The sequence below is a fragment of the Halocynthiibacter sp. genome, from assembly GCF_049608145.1.
In the GTDB taxonomy this organism is placed as follows: Bacteria; Pseudomonadota; Alphaproteobacteria; order Rhodobacterales; family Rhodobacteraceae; genus Halocynthiibacter.
Genome location: NZ_JBMYXF010000009.1, coordinates 43,162 through 58,330 on the forward strand (window position 1 = coordinate 43,162; position 15,169 = coordinate 58,330).

The 15,169-nt window shown below is 50.0% G+C and carries 13 protein-coding genes; 3 read left to right on the forward strand and 10 right to left on the reverse strand.

The genetic code is table 11. From position 1 onward, the window contains the following. Positions 1 to 41 precede the first annotated feature (41 nt). A complete protein-coding gene (locus ACPGUT_RS04795; protein ID WP_423989180.1) occupies positions 42 to 746 on the forward strand; it encodes an RlmE family RNA methyltransferase in 705 nt (234 codons plus the stop codon). Between the two features lie 72 nt (positions 747 to 818). On the opposite strand, the gene ACPGUT_RS04800 is transcribed toward ACPGUT_RS04795, so the two are convergent. After that, positions 819 to 2,930 (reverse strand): DEAD/DEAH box helicase, encoded by a 2,112-nt coding sequence (locus ACPGUT_RS04800; RefSeq protein WP_423989181.1) that lies wholly within the window; start codon positions 2,928 to 2,930, stop codon positions 819 to 821. A 125-nt stretch (positions 2,931 to 3,055) separates the two neighbouring features. Next, positions 3,056 to 3,547 carry a hypothetical protein gene (locus tag ACPGUT_RS04805; RefSeq protein WP_423989182.1) on the reverse strand — a complete coding sequence of 164 codons (492 nt, stop codon included), beginning with the start codon at positions 3,545 to 3,547 and terminating at the stop codon, positions 3,056 to 3,058. Between the two features lie 268 nt (positions 3,548 to 3,815). On the opposite strand from ACPGUT_RS04805, the gene ACPGUT_RS04810 reads away from it, so the two are divergent. Beyond that, on the forward strand, positions 3,816 to 5,477 hold the full coding sequence (locus ACPGUT_RS04810; RefSeq protein WP_423989183.1) for a Na/Pi cotransporter family protein: 1,662 nt from the start codon (positions 3,816 to 3,818) through the stop codon (positions 5,475 to 5,477). A 96-nt stretch (positions 5,478 to 5,573) separates the two neighbouring features. Here the strand turns inward: ACPGUT_RS04810 and ACPGUT_RS04815 are convergent, their stop codons facing one another. Genes ACPGUT_RS04815 through ACPGUT_RS04845 form a run of 7 tightly spaced genes read right to left on the reverse strand, consistent with a single transcriptional unit; the run spans position 5,574 to position 10,706 of the window. Continuing rightward, positions 5,574 to 5,993, reverse strand: a complete 420-nt coding sequence (locus ACPGUT_RS04815) for a hypothetical protein (RefSeq protein ID WP_423989184.1) — start codon at positions 5,991 to 5,993, stop codon at positions 5,574 to 5,576. Continuing rightward, complete coding sequence (locus ACPGUT_RS04820; protein WP_423989185.1) at positions 5,994 to 6,380, reverse strand: response regulator; 387 nt, start codon at positions 6,378 to 6,380, stop codon at positions 5,994 to 5,996. It abuts the gene before it with no gap. A 23-nt stretch (positions 6,381 to 6,403) separates the two neighbouring features. Next, positions 6,404 to 7,267, reverse strand: coding sequence for a CheR family methyltransferase (locus tag ACPGUT_RS04825; protein WP_423989186.1), 864 nt, complete (start codon positions 7,265 to 7,267; stop codon positions 6,404 to 6,406). Then, positions 7,264 to 7,731, reverse strand: a complete 468-nt coding sequence (locus ACPGUT_RS04830; protein WP_423989187.1) for a chemotaxis protein CheW — start codon at positions 7,729 to 7,731, stop codon at positions 7,264 to 7,266. The genes ACPGUT_RS04825 and ACPGUT_RS04830 overlap by 4 nt, the downstream gene beginning before the upstream one ends. Further along, positions 7,728 to 10,046, reverse strand: coding sequence for a chemotaxis protein CheA (locus tag ACPGUT_RS04835; protein WP_423989188.1), 2,319 nt, complete (start codon positions 10,044 to 10,046; stop codon positions 7,728 to 7,730). The genes ACPGUT_RS04830 and ACPGUT_RS04835 overlap by 4 nt, the downstream gene beginning before the upstream one ends. 13 nt (positions 10,047 to 10,059) lie before the next feature. Further along, positions 10,060 to 10,428, reverse strand: coding sequence for a response regulator (locus ACPGUT_RS04840; RefSeq protein ID WP_423989189.1), 369 nt, complete (start codon positions 10,426 to 10,428; stop codon positions 10,060 to 10,062). After that, on the reverse strand, positions 10,425 to 10,706 hold the full coding sequence (locus ACPGUT_RS04845; protein WP_423989190.1) for an STAS domain-containing protein: 282 nt from the start codon (positions 10,704 to 10,706) through the stop codon (positions 10,425 to 10,427). Before ACPGUT_RS04845 ends, ACPGUT_RS04840 begins: the two co-directional genes overlap by 4 nt. A gap of 479 nt (positions 10,707 to 11,185) precedes the next feature. On the opposite strand from ACPGUT_RS04845, the gene ACPGUT_RS04850 reads away from it, so the two are divergent. Further along, positions 11,186 to 12,952, forward strand: coding sequence for a hypothetical protein (locus ACPGUT_RS04850; RefSeq protein ID WP_423989191.1), 1,767 nt, complete (start codon positions 11,186 to 11,188; stop codon positions 12,950 to 12,952). A gap of 15 nt (positions 12,953 to 12,967) precedes the next feature. Here ACPGUT_RS04850 and ACPGUT_RS04855 read toward each other — a convergent pair whose 3' ends face one another. Then, positions 12,968 to 15,151 (reverse strand): tetratricopeptide repeat-containing sulfotransferase family protein, encoded by a 2,184-nt coding sequence (locus tag ACPGUT_RS04855; protein ID WP_423989192.1) that lies wholly within the window; start codon positions 15,149 to 15,151, stop codon positions 12,968 to 12,970. Positions 15,152 to 15,169: the final 18 nt, after the last annotated feature.

The window sequence follows — 15,169 nt, forward strand, 5'->3', positions numbered from 1 at the left end:
ATGAGGGCCTTTGCGTGTTTGCGCGACGGAAAGGATCAGAAATGGTTAAAAGTATCAAAAGCGGACGTGGTTATCGCGACCTAACGGTTAAGGTGAAAACTGCGCGCGGGCGGAAGTTGTCTTCCAAGCTCTGGCTGGAACGTCAGTTGAACGATCCTTACGTCAAGCGCGCTCAGGTCGAAGGCTATCGCGGTCGCGCGGCGTTTAAGATCTTGGAACTGGACGAAAAATACCGCTTTCTTGTGCCGGGTGCGCGGGTGGTGGACTTGGGCTGTGCGCCTGGGGGCTGGTGCCAAGTGTCTGTTCCGCGCATTAATGCACTGGGTGAAAAATCGGGCAAGAAAGTTGGCACGATCCTTGGTGTGGATTTGCAGGAAGTTGAACCTATTCCTGGTGCTGAGATCCATGTTCTTGATTTCATGGAAGATGATGCCGATGAAAAGGTCAAAACATGGCTTGGTGGCAAGGCCGATGTGGTGATGTCTGATATGGCGGCTTCGTCATCTGGCCACAAACAAACGGACCACCTGCGCATTATGGCGCTGTGCGAAACTGCGGCTTATTTTGCGTTTGATGTGCTTGAAGAAGGCGGAACCTTTGTTGCAAAAGTTCTGGCCGGGGGCGCGGAAGGCGATTTACAGAAACTGTTGAAGCAAAAATTCAAAAACGTAGCCCATATGAAACCACCGTCAAGCCGGGCGGACAGTTCCGAGAAATTTGTAATTGCCACGGGGTTTCGCGGTTGATTTCATCGCGATGACTGAAATGAAAAAAGCCGGCGAATTTCGCCGGCTTTTTCGTGTCTCTAAATCTGAAGATCAGTCTTTGCGACGTGGTTTGGCATTGCCACCTGTGTCAGCCGCACGGGCTTTGTTCTTCTTGCTGTTGGCTTTGCCTGCAGGTGGGGGTGGGCCCTTTTTATGCCGTGGCTTGCGCTCTTTTACTACGCCTTCAGGACGGCTGTCTTCGGGGCGGGGTTTACGGAAAGATTTTCCCGCATCACCTGCGCCGCTGTGCGCGGGTTTTGCGCCGGATTTTGCAGGCTTGTGGCCGTGTTTGCCCGGGCGTGCTTTTGGCTTTTTCTTGCTCTCGCCGCCGTCATTCCAATCATCACGTGCCGGACGTGCGGGTTTTTCGCCACGTGGTTTGTCATCATAGCTGCGCTCTTTCGGAGCGTCATCCCATGTTTTTTTAGCACGTGGTTTGCGATCACGGGGGCCATCGTCACGATCACGTTTTTCCCATGGTTTGCCACCATCACGGCCGCCGTCACGCTTGCCACCGAATTTGCCGCCGCCACGTTTGTCACCAAACTTGCCGCCACCCTTACGTTCAGGTTTTTTGGCGTTCAACACCTCTTCCGGAACCACATCCAGAAGAGTCAGTTGTGCACCATCTTCTACGATCATGTCCGGGCCAACGGCTTTGACGAAACCATCAACCGAGCCTTCAGAAATCTCGACATAGGCGAGGGGGCCCATCAGGCGGATAGCGCCGAAATCATCACGAGACACGTCGCCAGCCTTGCAAAGCATTGGCAGAATGCGGCGTACTTCGGCACGTTCATTCTTTGGCAATTCCAGTGAGAACCAGCGGCTTGGGCCAAAGGGCTTGCGTTCGCGTGGGGCTTCTGCTGTGACTTTTCGAATTTCTTCTGGCGCGGAATGCTTTGATGCGTACATGCGCAAAACGGCCAAAGCCAAGGCTTCTGAAGTATGGTTTTCGATCAAAGCAGCGGCTTGCAGTTTTTCAGCGTCAGTCGGCACATCAGACCACAACGGATCATTGGTCAGGCGTTCGCTGTCAGCCGCACGAACTTCGTCTGCGGTTGGTGCAGCCACCCATTTGGCGGTCAGCTTTGCCCATTTCAGCAAGTTTTCCGCTTTACGACGCATCTTACCCGGTACGATCAGTGCGGAAATACCTTTGCGACCAGCCCGACCTGTACGACCAGAGCGGTGCAGAAGGGTTTCAGAACCGGTTGGCAGTTCTGCATGGATCACCAGATCAAGGTTTGGAAGATCAATCCCGCGCGCGGCAACGTCGGTTGCGACACAGACACGGGCACGACCATCGCGCATAGCCTGCAAGGCGTTTGTACGTTCGGATTGTGTCAACTCACCGGACAAAGCCACAACAGAAAGCCCACGGTTCGACAAACGTGATGTCATGCGCGACACCATAATACGTGTGTTACAGAACACGATCGCATTGGGGGATTCATGCAGGCGCAACAGGTTTATAATCGCGCTTTCGCTGTCGGCTGGGTGAACCTCTACTGCGTGATATTCAATGTCGGAATGCTGCTTATTTTCAGCTTTGGTGATGATGCGTTCCGCATCCTGCTGAAAGTTTTTCGCAAGCTTGGCAATGGCCGCAGGAACCGTTGCCGAGAACATCAGTGTCTGGCGATCTTCGGGGCATGCTTCGAGAATGAATTCGAGATCTTCACGAAAGCCAAGATCAAGCATCTCATCGGCTTCATCCATTACAACCGCGCGGATGTCAGATAGATCGATGGCGCCGCGTTGAATGTGGTCACGCAGGCGGCCAGGTGTTGCCACAGCAATATGGGCGCCCCGGGCCAGTGCACGGCGTTCATCGCGGCTGTCCATGCCACCAACACAGGATGCAATGTGCACACCGGCGGTGCCGTAAAGCCAAGACAGTTCGCGTTTCACCTGCATGGCAAGTTCGCGGGTGGGGGCAATAATCAAAGCGAGAGGAGCCCCAGCACGATCAAAGCTTTCTTCTTCGCCTAGCAAAGTAGATGCAATAGCAATGCCAAAGCCGACCGTTTTACCTGATCCGGTTTGAGCCGATACAAGAAGGTCGCGTCCTGCGAGGTCAGGGTTGCTGACGGCTTGCTGAACAGGTGTCAGAGTTTCATAACCGCGCGCAGCAAGCGCTTTCGAAAGCGAAGGGTTCAAGGGGATCATCCATATGTGTGGTAGTGAGGCCAGAGGCGGCATCTACAGGCTTTTTCCCGCTAAGCATAGCGAAATTTTCAGAAAAAGTCTAAAAACCTATTGTTTGACTGACAAAAGGTGGAAATTTAGGGGATTATGCGTTTCAGCATGTCTTCGGGGACCAGTAATTCATTGATCGTTGCCAATGTGTTGCCATTTTCGGCGTGCAGCATTCTGAGTTGTCGCCCCCAGCGTGTCTTTCCGGTTTCGGCGCAGGCAGTATAGTAAGTTGTGCGTTCAGACATATTTACCTGAATGTCGTAATTCATCAGAAGTTGGCCAAACAGAATATCAGTGCGCTGCAGATCGTCCAGAAAACCTTTGGGCAGCTGTGATTTCGTGATCTCAAGGGTCGCATCCAGAATAATGGCATCATGGCCCTGCCGATGAAGGGTTGAAAAACGTGTGAAAACGCTGTCGCCATCCCGGAAGTTGGTCTGGTGGGCGATCATTTCGCCAAAAACTTCGTTCAACCGAATTGTCATAAGGACATTATGTTCCAGCAATTTACGGCTGATTGGTGCAGTCATGCTGATACGGGCATATGTTGGTGCTGGAGAACTCAGTTGTTCGGGCATTTGTGTCTTTCAGGGGCTGTGTTTCGCCGCAATAGGGGAACTCTGATCATAATTTTCAGATATAGTCATCGCGGGGGAGCTGTCCATGTGACGGTTTCGTTTTTATTGAAAAACATGCTGTTTTTGGATTTCTCTCTGGTTTTCCGACACAAAATGGGTGTTTTATGGCTAGATGTGTCGATTTCGCCTTCAGGGGGCGGTAATTTAGCAACCAAGGTAACGTCGCTGAGTTTGATGGTAAGTCACATAAAAAAGCGCGGGTAAGAGCATGGCAATTATAAGTTTTCTGATTTCTTTGGCAGGGGCAACTATGTTGCTGTTGTTCGCTGTACGTATGGTGCGTACGGGGATTGAACGCAGTTACGGTGCATCATTTCAAAGACTTATGACTGCGCAAAACAATGTGCTAAAGGCCAGTTCCGCAGGTCTGGTGCTGGCTGTCGTTTTACAAAGCTCTGCTGCAGTGGCCTTGTTGACCGCAGGGTTTGCCGCCAGCGGTGTGCTGAGTTTCGCAACAGGTCTAGCGATTGTTTTGGGGGGCGATCTGGGCTCTGCGCTTGTTATTCAGATCTTGTCTTTTCGGCTGGATTGGCTTGTACCGTTGCTTCTGGCCATCGGGGGCTGGCTTTTCGTGAAGACGGAAAACCGCAAGGCCCGGCAGTTTGGCCGCATCCTGATGGGTGTTGCCTTTATCTTGATTTCACTACGTTTTCTGCGCGAAGCCATGGATCCGATCCGAGACAGTTCGTTTTTGCCGGCAGTCGCAGGATATTTGGCTCGCGATTACATTACCGCATTTCTTGTTGGCGCTGCGTTGGCCTTTGTTATGCACTCATCTGTCGCTGCCATTTTGATGTGCGTTACCCTGGTCGATATCGCTGCAATCCCGTTTGCCGCAGGTTTGTCTTTGATGTTGGGGGCCAATTTCGGCAGTGCATTTATCCCGGTTTGGCTGACGCGCGATATGTCCGCTGTTGCGCGGCGCTTGCCCTGGGCTAACTTGTTTTTGCGCGGAGCCTGGGCCGTATTTACCCTATTTGTTGTGAATGCCTTGTTGCGATCTGGTGCTGTAACAAGCCCCGAGGGGGGGCAGATGTTGGTGAACGCACATCTGGCCTTTAATGCGTCGCTTTTAATCCTGGCTTTGCCATTTTGTAAGATGCTCGAAGGCCCGCTGGTTCAACTGTTTTCTGAAAATGATGTAAATCAGGGCTTTGAAACTTTGCAACGTCCGGTATTAGCACTGGATGCGGCGGACCTTTCCTCACCAAATCAGGCACTTGCGGGATTGAAGCGGGAATTGTTGCGTATGTTGGACACCGTGGATGCGATGTTCCGGCCGGTTGTTGCATTGTATGAAACCGGTGATCGTGCACAAATAAAGATGGTCCGAAATATGGATGCCGAAGCCGATGCTGCATTGTCAGGCATCCGTAAATTTGTTGCCGCTATCCCAGAGAATGAGTTTGGAAAGGAGAATTCTAAGACCGCGCGGCACATGCTGGAATATGCTATTCGCCTTGAAACCGCCGGTGATGTGGTCGCCCAAAGACTGATGCAACTGGCTGAAACAACCGCGAAAAAGAAAATTACCTTTTCAAAAAGTGGTTTTCTTGAACTTACCCGTTTGCATGAAGACATTCTGGCAAACCTGAAGTTGGCTTCCAATGTGTTGATTTCGGATGACCTGGAAAGCGCCCGTTTGCTGAGCCTTGAAAAAACAGAAATCAAACGTATGGAACGGGAAAGCCGAAAAAAGCATCTGAAGAGGCTGCAAAACGGAACCCAAGAAAGTTTTGACAGTTCCGATGTTCATCTGGAAACTTTGCGCGCTTTACGGGAATTCAATAGTCATATCTCAGCGGTTGCCTATCCCATTTTGTATAAAAACGGTCAGCTTCTTGAAACACGCCTTATTGAAAATCTGTAATCCCGCTAGAGTGTGAAAGGTTATTGACTGAAGATGTGTTGTAGTCAGAGCACTGATTTTCTTTGTGTGACATATCTGTTGCTGCAGTCGATTGTATCAAAATAAATCGAACGCACCGGATTGTTTTATTTCGGTTTCTTCCTGTTTTGCTGGAAAAAGCCGTGATTTTAGACTCGAAAGAACCATATATTTTTCAAGTGCATCCTGTTCATGAAAGGCCAAGGTTTCATCTTGCGTCAGCGTTGCAAAAACGGCATGAAACGTACTTAGATCTTCGAGGTTTTGTTGTAATCGATCAATGTTTTGTAGGTGAGAGATAAGGGAATCTGGGCAAACAGAGATTTCCGATACAGTCTCGCCGATTTCTGATTGAATAACCGCGCATAGATCGGCGAGTCCATCCAAGACGGATGAAAGGTTTTCAAAAACTAACGATTTTGACAGATTGCTATCGGCGCACTCATTCCGGGGAACGGTTCCGTCAATAGTATGTGTCAGGCTTTCTGGGCGCAACATTCAGAGGCGTCCAACCACGGCTTCAATACAGGTTTTCAGCTCTTGCGGGGTAAAGGGTTTCTTTAAGAAGTTATTCATACCTAATTGCTTGCCTGAGTCGATGACAGCGCGGTCCGCTCTGCCCGTGATCAGAATGAAACCTACATTGCGAGTGTGTTCATTGCTACGCAGTGCATGCAGTAAGTGAAGGCCATCCATGTTAGGCATGTTGTAGTCTGATATCACCAAATGTACTGGGTACTTCTGAAACGCTGCAAGCGCAGATGTTCCATCGGCGACTGCAGTGACATCCCGAATGCCAAATTCGTCCAGCGCTTGGGTGATTAGACCCCGGCTTGTTGACATGTCGTCAACTACCATCACTCTGATTTGATCTTTTAGCGACATGAATGCCCCCTTTTCAGCTGGTGTTATTTGCTTGATTGCTTTTGGTATGCGGTCATTCCAGCGCTTCGATAATCTGGAGCTACGGCGTTTGTGAGACGTTCCGAATGTCCGATGAAAAGCCATCCCTCTTTGCGGTTGGCGTTTTGAAATTTTGGCCAAAGACTGTCTTGGGTATCTTGATCAAAATAGATAACAACGTTTCGGCAAAATATTAGGTCAAACTGGTTTTTCATTGGCCAATCTTTGAGCAGGTTCAAGGGATTGAACTTGATCAACTGACGAATTTCAGTGTTTATCTGCGCACCTGACAATGTTTTTGAGAAGAATTTTTCTTTATATCCATCTGGAAGATTGGCAAGTTCGGTCGTATCGTACACTCCTTGCCGGGCAAAAAGAAGTACCTTGGGATCAATGTCAGTAGCCAATATTTTCAGGTCGTAAATTGCCAGATTAGGGATAGCGTCGTACAGCTGCATTGCGATCGAATATGGTTCATGCCCACGAGAACAACCTGCAGACCAAATGCGTACTGGCTCTCCCAATTCTAGTCGTTTCTTTAGTTCTGGAATAACTTGTTCCATCAGAATTTTGAAATGATGAGGCTCCCTGAAAAAACTGGTCACATTTGTCGTCAGCGCGGAAATGAGCTCAGTTTTTTCATTTGTATCACCGGATGTTTCGATTAGAGTGCAATACTCTTCGAAGCTATTCAGGCCGAGAACTTTGAGACGTTTGATAAGGCGAGATTCCATCATTGGCGCTTTTTGTTGTGTGAACAACAATCCGGCTTCTGACTTTGCGAACTTAGCAATTCGTTGAAAATCATCATCACGCATTTTCAATCTCTGGCTGGTTTCTGTCAAAGCAATTGGTTTTATAACGCTCATGCTGCCAATGTCTCACCAGTTGTCAGTGTGTTTTGAAGGTCTAAGACCCGGATCATTCGTTCATTCTCAATGATAAGAGAGCTCACAAACCGATGTTGGTTGTCTGCTGCCATGTCGGGTGGCGCTTGCAATTCCTCTCGTGCGATTGTCAAAATATCAGAAACAGCATCGACCAGAAGGCCAACGGTTTCGCCTTCTTGTTGGACAACGATTACAACTGATCGATCGTTGTTTTCATCTGGTGGAAGTGCAAGACGAGCTGCTAGGTCGATGATAGGTAAAACAGTACCACGAAGATTGATGACGCCTCGAACGTATTCAGGTGCGTGGGGAAGTGGTGTGGCTTCTGTCCATCCCCTAATCTCGCGAACGGACATTATATCGACGGTATACTCTTGGGCACCAATGCGGAAAGAAAGATATTCGGTCAGGTCAGCGGGGTTTTCCTGCAATTCGTCTGTCATGCGATCGCTCCTGTTAATTGGGGATTATTGAGAGTGCTTCGTGTCCGCCCACTTGCATTTGCAATGACGTCACCTGAATCTAGGATGAGGGCAATTTGTCCATCGCCAAGAATAGTGGCTGCGGCGATACCAGAAATTGCTCCATAGCTATCTTGCAAACCTTTGATTACAACCTGTCGCTGTTCGATAATTCGATCTATGACGACAGCAGCCATACTGTCTTCTTCCGGAGAAATGAGAAGCGCAACACAATCGTGATATGAAGGTTTGGGAGACGAGAAACCGAGTTCAACGGCCAGATCTAACAACGGAACAAAGTTGTCACGTAGTTGAACAACCGTTGTTGCAGGTCCCATTTCCCGTAAATTTTCTGATGTTAGAGTCATTGTTTCAATGATGTTGTTCAATGGAACAACTAGTGTTTGTCCGGCCACTTCAATTACCATGCCATCTTGAACGGCGAGAGTGAGGGGGAGGCTGATTGAAAACTTTGTTCCTTTTCCTTTTTCGGACGAAATAGTAATGCGTCCACCAAGGGCCGTGATGGAGTTTCTGACCACATCCATTCCGACGCCTCGGCCAGAGAGGTTGGAGATTTCTGAAGCTGTCGAAAATCCAGGAAGAAAGAGCAGATTGTCAATTTCACCGTCTGTCAGCTGTGCACCTTCAGAGATTAAGCCTTTTTCGATTGCTTTGTTTAAGACGACGGGGCGGTTAATTCCGCCGCCATCGTCAAATACTTCAATGAGCACACGGCCAGATTTGTGGGAGGCTGATAGGGTGACCGTTCCCTGACGTGGTTTGCCTGCAGCGCTGCGGGCTTCATTTTCTTCAAGGCCGTGGTCAACTGCGTTTCGGATCATATGGGTCAGTGGGTCGGCGAGGCGTTCAATGACTGTTTTGTCAACTTCGGTAGCTTCGCCCACCGTAACGAAACGCACGTCTTTTTGAACACTCGCGGATGATTCACGCACAATGCGCCCCATTCTCTGGAAAAGGGATTTCACAGGTTGTGCACGGATTGCCATGACGCTGTCCTGAATATCACGCGTAAGCTGCATGAATTCATCCAGTCCGGCTGCAACGTTCTGATCATTGCCGATGCCTGCTTCTACAACACTTTGGCTGAGCATGGCCTGGTTGATCACCAGTTCGCCAACTAGGTTCACTAGGCGGTCAATGCGATCAAGTTCTACCCGGACCGTTCCGCTTGGCTTGGACTGTGTTGTTGCTGATTTGGTTGCCGGTTTGCTTTTAGGGGCAGACTTCTCAGGTTTCGCTTGCGACAGCGCGGGTTGCGCTGACGGTGTCGGAAGTTGTTCAGCAGGAGGTGTCGCAGCCGTTTGGGGGGGCTGCAACGTCTCTGGTTCGTTTTTGATCTCTTCAGAGGAAGGGGCAGGTATTGAAGGGGTAAGTGGTGCGGCGGCGATAGATTCAACACTGAGTTCGCAAAGGTCTTCCACGAAATCGAAGACTTCCCTGATTTCCTGTTCAGAGCGGGATGTCAGCAGCTCAATACTCCATGAGAGGAAGCTTTCTTCACCCTCAAGTATGTCGATTGCAGGTAGGTCATCGCAGATACATGTCGTTTTTGTCTCGCCAAGTTCCCCCAACATCTTTAGCAGATGTAATGGTTCATTGCCCGATGTGAAAAGTGAGGGATCGGGGCGAAAGCGTATGGTGAACGTGGGCGTATTTCCACTGGCGTCTTTGGTGATGGGGGCTGGCTTGGAAGTATCGGAAATAGAATTGTTGTCGTCATCTTTTGCAGCTACATCCGGCAACGCGGCCAGGTCAGGAAGAGCGGGCGCTGCCGAAACATCTGGCGATTGGGGGCCAGGCACACTGAGCTGTGGAAGGTCCATAGAGACGCCCATTGGCTGAAAATCAGACGGATCGACTTCTTCATCCTCTTCTTCGGCACCGGAATCCCCAAGAAATGCACGTAGGGCCGTGACACTTTCAGTCACTCGTTCGGACGGAACTTCAGTTTCATCACGGCTGGCGACAACCAGATCGCAGAGGATGTCACTGGCATGTAGAAATGTTTTATGATCTTCAGATTCGGGCGCTTTTTCACCGGATCTCACAATATCCATCGATGTTTCGAATACATGTGCGAAATCTACAAGGGCCGTCAGACCGAATGCACCGGCGCCGCCTTTTATGGAATGGACCGCCCGAAATACTTCGTTGATCGTTTCAGGATCATCGTCTCCTTCTTCAAAACGGCTTAAACCGTCTTGAAGTTGTTCCAGAAGTTCTTCGCATTCGAGAAAAAACGATGCTTTGATTTCGGCCATCGGATCAGACATTGCTGAACTCCCTTTATCCCGTTACCAGTTGAAGTGCGCGCACGAGTTTGGGAGGATCAAAAGGTTTCACGATCCAGCCCGTGGCACCTGCATTGCGGGCTTTTGATTTCAGTGTGTCAGCGCTTTCCGTTGTCAAAACGAGGATCGGAATTGCACGGTATTTCTCCTGACTTCGCACAGCATCAATAAAGCCGAACCCATCAAGGCGGGGCATGTTGATGTCTGTAATGATGGCGTCAGGTTCATCCATTTCTTCGAGAACTTCGAGCCCGTGTTCGCCATCGTTGGCGAGATGGGTTGTGAAACCTGCGTGATTGAGCGCGAGGTTCAACATGTCACGCATTGTGCGGCTGTCATCGACTGCGAGAATTCGTAAGCTCATTCGTGTCCTCCCTGGACTTGTTCGGAGGAGAGACCGAAAAGTTCCAGTTGCTGCTGGAACGTCTCTCCCTGATTGCTGAATTGAAAGGTGGTTCCATTGGCGATATGGGCGCGAGCCCCCGCAATCAGAGCCTGAAGACAAAGGGTGCCAAGATGGGTCACCGCAGCTGCATCAACTATAGTGTCCTGCTTGCTGGATTTACGCAGCTCATCAATGAGCGATTTGACTTCGCCAAGCCCTAGGCGGGGCGGAAGGGTGACGGTGTGAGTGCTACTCATACGTGCTCTCCGGGTTTAACAGATCCAGTATTGGACAGATCCAATTCTGTTTGACTTTTCCCGGTTTAGATCAGGGATGTTAAATTTTACTTACGCCTTCAATTATTTTTCAAAGGTAATCCCAGAGTTTTTTGACATGTGTTCTGCCCGCTTTTCTGCACCACAGAACGCATGAATTACGATTTTTGAATAATTTTGAAACAGGATGCGGCTGTCTGCATTGATACATGCTTGCATGGAGGGTGTCGGATTTTTGTATTTTATTTTAAATGCTTACGCGGTTTTTGCTGACGTGTATTCGATGAAATACCTCAAATTTGGATCTACAGAAGGACGATATTTATATGCTTGGACTTGGATTTTCTGTTCCGAAAACGGCCTTGCAAAGACAAGCGCGGGCACGTCATTTGTATAAAGCGGCCTTAAAATTTGATGCATCAAGTCAAATTACAGGGACCAGCAGTAATGTTGCGACTGTGATGGCTGACGGAACGTATAATGCGCAACTGACGGCTTTGGGGCAGGGGGGCGTGATCGAGCGTGTGGCTGACGGGTTTCAATTTTCTGCGGGTCAGTATCTGTCGTGGCAACACGGTGATACCGACTGGACCGGTGCTTTGATTGTTTTGGATTTTACTTTGCTGGCCGACCCAACGGACACTGGTTTCCTTGTCAGACTAAGTGCTGCAACTGGTGGTAAAATGTATCTCAGGTATTTTAATAATGCGGTTGTAGATGCAATTGGGCCCGGCAATCAGCGGATTGCATATGATACGATGAAGGACGTCGGTGAACGTCAAACACTTGGACTGTTGGTTGAACCGGCTGAGGGTGGAGCTGCTGCAGGAAGCAAGATGGTTTTGCTGAATGCGGATGGAATTCTGATCGAAGACGGGCGTGCTGATCCGATGGGGAACATATCTTTGAGCGATGTCAGAATTGGTATGAACGCCAATGTTATCATACACGAATTGGCGATCTATCCGACGAAGGTGAATGCGGGGCTTCCGGCAGCTGCCAGCACTTTGTGGCAGCAGACGTTTGCGCAGAAGAGACGGGCTTATAACCCGATGTTGACTGAAATCTTGCCTGTGAATGGCCAGTCGTTGGCTTTGGGGCCTGCGACGTCGCAGGGCGGAAAACAATTATTGAATTATGCAGACAGGCATGGGGTGAAAATGCTGACCGGGCTAGAGCGTAGCGACGCGGTATCGGTTGGTTTGATGGGGCCGGGGGCGCTGGGGTATAACACGGCGGTTGAAGGGGGGCAGATCGCACCCTCGCGGATCACGAACAACCTAATGATCGGGCACCCTGTTGGGGTGGCTTTGAACATGTTGCGCCTGCCGGGATCGCCGCCGGTTCTGACAGGTTTCTTTGGTTACGGTGGTGAACGCATTGATGATATGGACGAGGATCCTACGACCGGGCCGGGAGAAATAACGATTTTTGAAAGCAACCTTCACTGGCTTGGTGAAGCTGTGAGAACCATCGAAGAACACGGAGGACAAGCGACATGTGGGAATAGTCTTCTGGTGCAGGGGCAAGGTGACAAAAACAGAGCGGCAGGAGTTTGGCGTGATGGGGTAGAGAGGTTTCTGGAGGATCATCAAAGTTCGGTGCAGAACGTTATTTCCGGAGCCTGTCCTAAGCTTGTGCTTAGTCAAACGAATGGTGATATAGACACCACGGGCGACACTTGGAATGTCAAAGCTGAACAGCTTAAATATGCTTCAGATACGGGGGCATTGCTTGTTCCGCTTTACCCATATGCAACTGCTGATGCCGGAGGTATTCATCCGGGTGAAGCGCAAACCCTGCAGTTTTCTGAAGTATTTGCCTGGGCAATTCATAGCGATGAAAGTGGGCAGGGCTGGAATATCAATAAACCTGTTACTCAGCTGTCTGGGAATGATCTAAAGCTGATTTTTGATCTGCGTGAGGGAGAGAACCTTGTCGCCCATGATAGCGACAAGTATTTGGGTGAAGGTATTTCTGATTTGGGTTTTGAGGTCGAAGGTGCAAGCGTTTCCAATGTGGTGTTGTCTGGCAATACGGTGACGCTGCACTGTGATGCAACACCACAGTCATGGCGGTACGCGATGCAAAGTCAGAATTTAACAGGGGCGACAATGCCTTATCCGGCACACAGGGGGCTATTGCGAACCGACATAACCCTAACCGGCCCGATAAGCGGAGAACCACTTTATCGCTGGGTGCCCTCTATTGAGAGCACCCCGGTTTGATGAGTGTTGGACTGCTTAGTCTGGGGCTTTGTCCCCCAAAGCTTTGATCAAAGGCTGAAGATCGGCTTCGTAGCGTTTCCAGGCTGCCATGGAAGATTTATACATGGGCTGGCGGACCTGATAAACGGACAGGGTATCCACCCGACGTTTATTCTGGTGGAAATTTAAACAAGCATCTTCCCAAGGCAAACCAGCAGCATCAATGAGGGCGCGGCTTTGGGTTTCGGGATCGGAAATCAATTCTTCATATTGGATTTCATAGAAACGATCCGGTGCAATGTTTCGCCAGAAATCGATGATTTCATCAAACATCAGATAATATTTGGCTAGATCTTCTAGGTCATAGCTGTACAGATGGCGGGCCTCTGGGAACAGGTTTTTATAGATCGACAACAGGTTATCCCGGGGGTCACGGCGAACAACGATGACCCGGGCTTTGGGCATAGACAGCCAGACAAGCCCCATCAAAAGATAGGTCTGAATGGATTTATCGGTGATCTGATTGGCTTCGGGCAGAATGTCACTGATGTAAGATTTATAATCTTCTGCCAGATGATGGATCTGATCCATCTCCAGTTTGTCCACATGATCGGGGCTGGTGGGCATCATCGCGACTTCAAATGCAGATCGGGAAAAACGTCCAAGTTCTCCTGCGCCGGTCATGGTGCTATGTGTGGCGATGATCTGCTCGACAAGTGTGGTGCCGGATCTCGGCATGCCGGTGACAAAGACCGGTGCGTAATCTTCGTCTGAGTTGGTCAGCGGGTGGTCGTCAGGTTTGAAATTCGCAAAGATCTTTTTGACCTGATTGATTTCCTTGCGGCGCGTGGCGATATCATAGGGGTGGGTGTCACGCACAATGGCACTGGCTGCATTCAGATAGGAAAACACCTGATCGTATTGCTTGATGTCTTCCATGGCTTTGGACAAGGCATAGCCCAGTTGCATTCGGTCATCAGGTTTCAGCGTGTCGCGGTCCCAAACAGCTTTCAGTTCATCAATCAGCGGATCATCTGCGGTGAATTTATGGGATGCACTGAGGGCGCGATAGTTCTGGCCATTCTCTGGTTCCAGCCGGATTGCAGCGCTCAGACTATCACGGGCATCATCAAAACGCCCCATACTTTGCAGGATTGTCGCCCTGTTCCGGTGATAGGCTGCGCAATCTGGCTGTTTCAACAGGGCCTTGTCCAGCAGGGCCAACGCTGCGTCCGGATCACTCAGGGCATTCAACGTCGAGGCCTCAAGATTGGTCAGCTGTATCGTCTTCAGTCCAGCTTTGCGTGCTTTTGCGATGTTTTCCAGGGCGGCTTTGTGATCCTGCACGTCTGATTGAATACGGGCTTTCAGATATAACGCATCGGCGGACTTTGGATCATGTTTTAGCGACAGATCAAGCGTTTCCATTGCAAGCTTTGTCTGCCCCTGATCTGAATAGGCCGCTGCGAGATTGCGCAGAACGCCGGGTGCGCCTGGCGTCAGAGAACGGGCCTGTTCAAGGGTTTGAATGGCTTGTGCCGCGCGGTTGTTGCGCAGATGTATTTCACCCAGATTGGCCCAAGCTTCAGCATAATTGCGATCTAGGTTGGTTGATTTTGCCGCTGCCTGTGCAGCATCTTCCAGACGGTTTGTATCGCGCAGCACAGTTGCCAGCATATTATATAGAAGGGCAACACCGGGGTGTTTTCCAATCAGCATGCGGATTTGTTTTTCAGCCCCGGTAAAGTCAGCCTTGTTCAGCCGCGCCATAACAGACTGTAAATCCTTTGGGGAAACGCCACCGGTATCGACGTTTGTCTTGCTGGCCGAAGATGAGATCCGCGCAGCGATCTGTTTCTGAATGTTTGCGGGCAGACCTGATGCCGCCAGTTGTTTCAAAGCAGCCGAGGTTACTGTATCGTCATTCAGGCGGATCAATGCCTCTGACCAGCGTGTCCAGATTGCGCCTTCACGGGGTTTCAGTTTCGCAGCCTTGGATAGGCTTACGGATGCTTTGCGAAAATCTAGGGCCAGAAGATATAGTTCACCCAACTGGAAATGCGCCTCTGCCGTTTGCGGGCGCGTGAGAATAATTTGTTCCAACAACCTGCGCGCCCCATCACCATCACCCTTTGATTTTAGGACAAGCGCCTGTTTATACAGGGCAGGGATCTGTTGTGGATTGATCGGGAGCATGGGGGCCTCAATTCTGGTTTCCATTGTCCTAGCGTCTTACTT

Bases quoted from the DNA above. Each gene is read 5' to 3' on its own strand.
- ACPGUT_RS04795 (WP_423989180.1), top strand. From the start codon at position 42: ATGGTTAAAAGTATCAAAAGCGGACGTGGTTATCGCGACCTAACGGTT.
- ACPGUT_RS04820 (WP_423989185.1), bottom strand. From the start codon at position 6,380: ATGTCGCTAAAAGATCAAATCAGAGTGATGGTAGTTGACGACATGTCA.
- ACPGUT_RS04815 (WP_423989184.1), bottom strand. From the start codon at position 5,993: ATGTTGCGCCCAGAAAGCCTGACACATACTATTGACGGAACCGTTCCC.
- ACPGUT_RS04835 (WP_423989188.1), bottom strand. From the start codon at position 10,046: ATGTCTGATCCGATGGCCGAAATCAAAGCATCGTTTTTTCTCGAATGC.
- ACPGUT_RS04825 (WP_423989186.1), bottom strand. From the start codon at position 7,267: ATGAGCGTTATAAAACCAATTGCTTTGACAGAAACCAGCCAGAGATTG.
- ACPGUT_RS04855 (WP_423989192.1), bottom strand. From the start codon at position 15,151: ATGGAAACCAGAATTGAGGCCCCCATGCTCCCGATCAATCCACAACAG.
- ACPGUT_RS04845 (WP_423989190.1), bottom strand. From the start codon at position 10,706: ATGAGTAGCACTCACACCGTCACCCTTCCGCCCCGCCTAGGGCTTGGC.
- ACPGUT_RS04840 (WP_423989189.1), bottom strand. From the start codon at position 10,428: ATGAGCTTACGAATTCTCGCAGTCGATGACAGCCGCACAATGCGTGAC.
- ACPGUT_RS04810 (WP_423989183.1), top strand. From the start codon at position 3,816: ATGGCAATTATAAGTTTTCTGATTTCTTTGGCAGGGGCAACTATGTTG.
- ACPGUT_RS04850 (WP_423989191.1), top strand. From the start codon at position 11,186: ATGGCTGACGGAACGTATAATGCGCAACTGACGGCTTTGGGGCAGGGG.
- ACPGUT_RS04830 (WP_423989187.1), bottom strand. From the start codon at position 7,731: ATGACAGACGAATTGCAGGAAAACCCCGCTGACCTGACCGAATATCTT.
- ACPGUT_RS04805 (WP_423989182.1), bottom strand. From the start codon at position 3,547: ATGCCCGAACAACTGAGTTCTCCAGCACCAACATATGCCCGTATCAGC.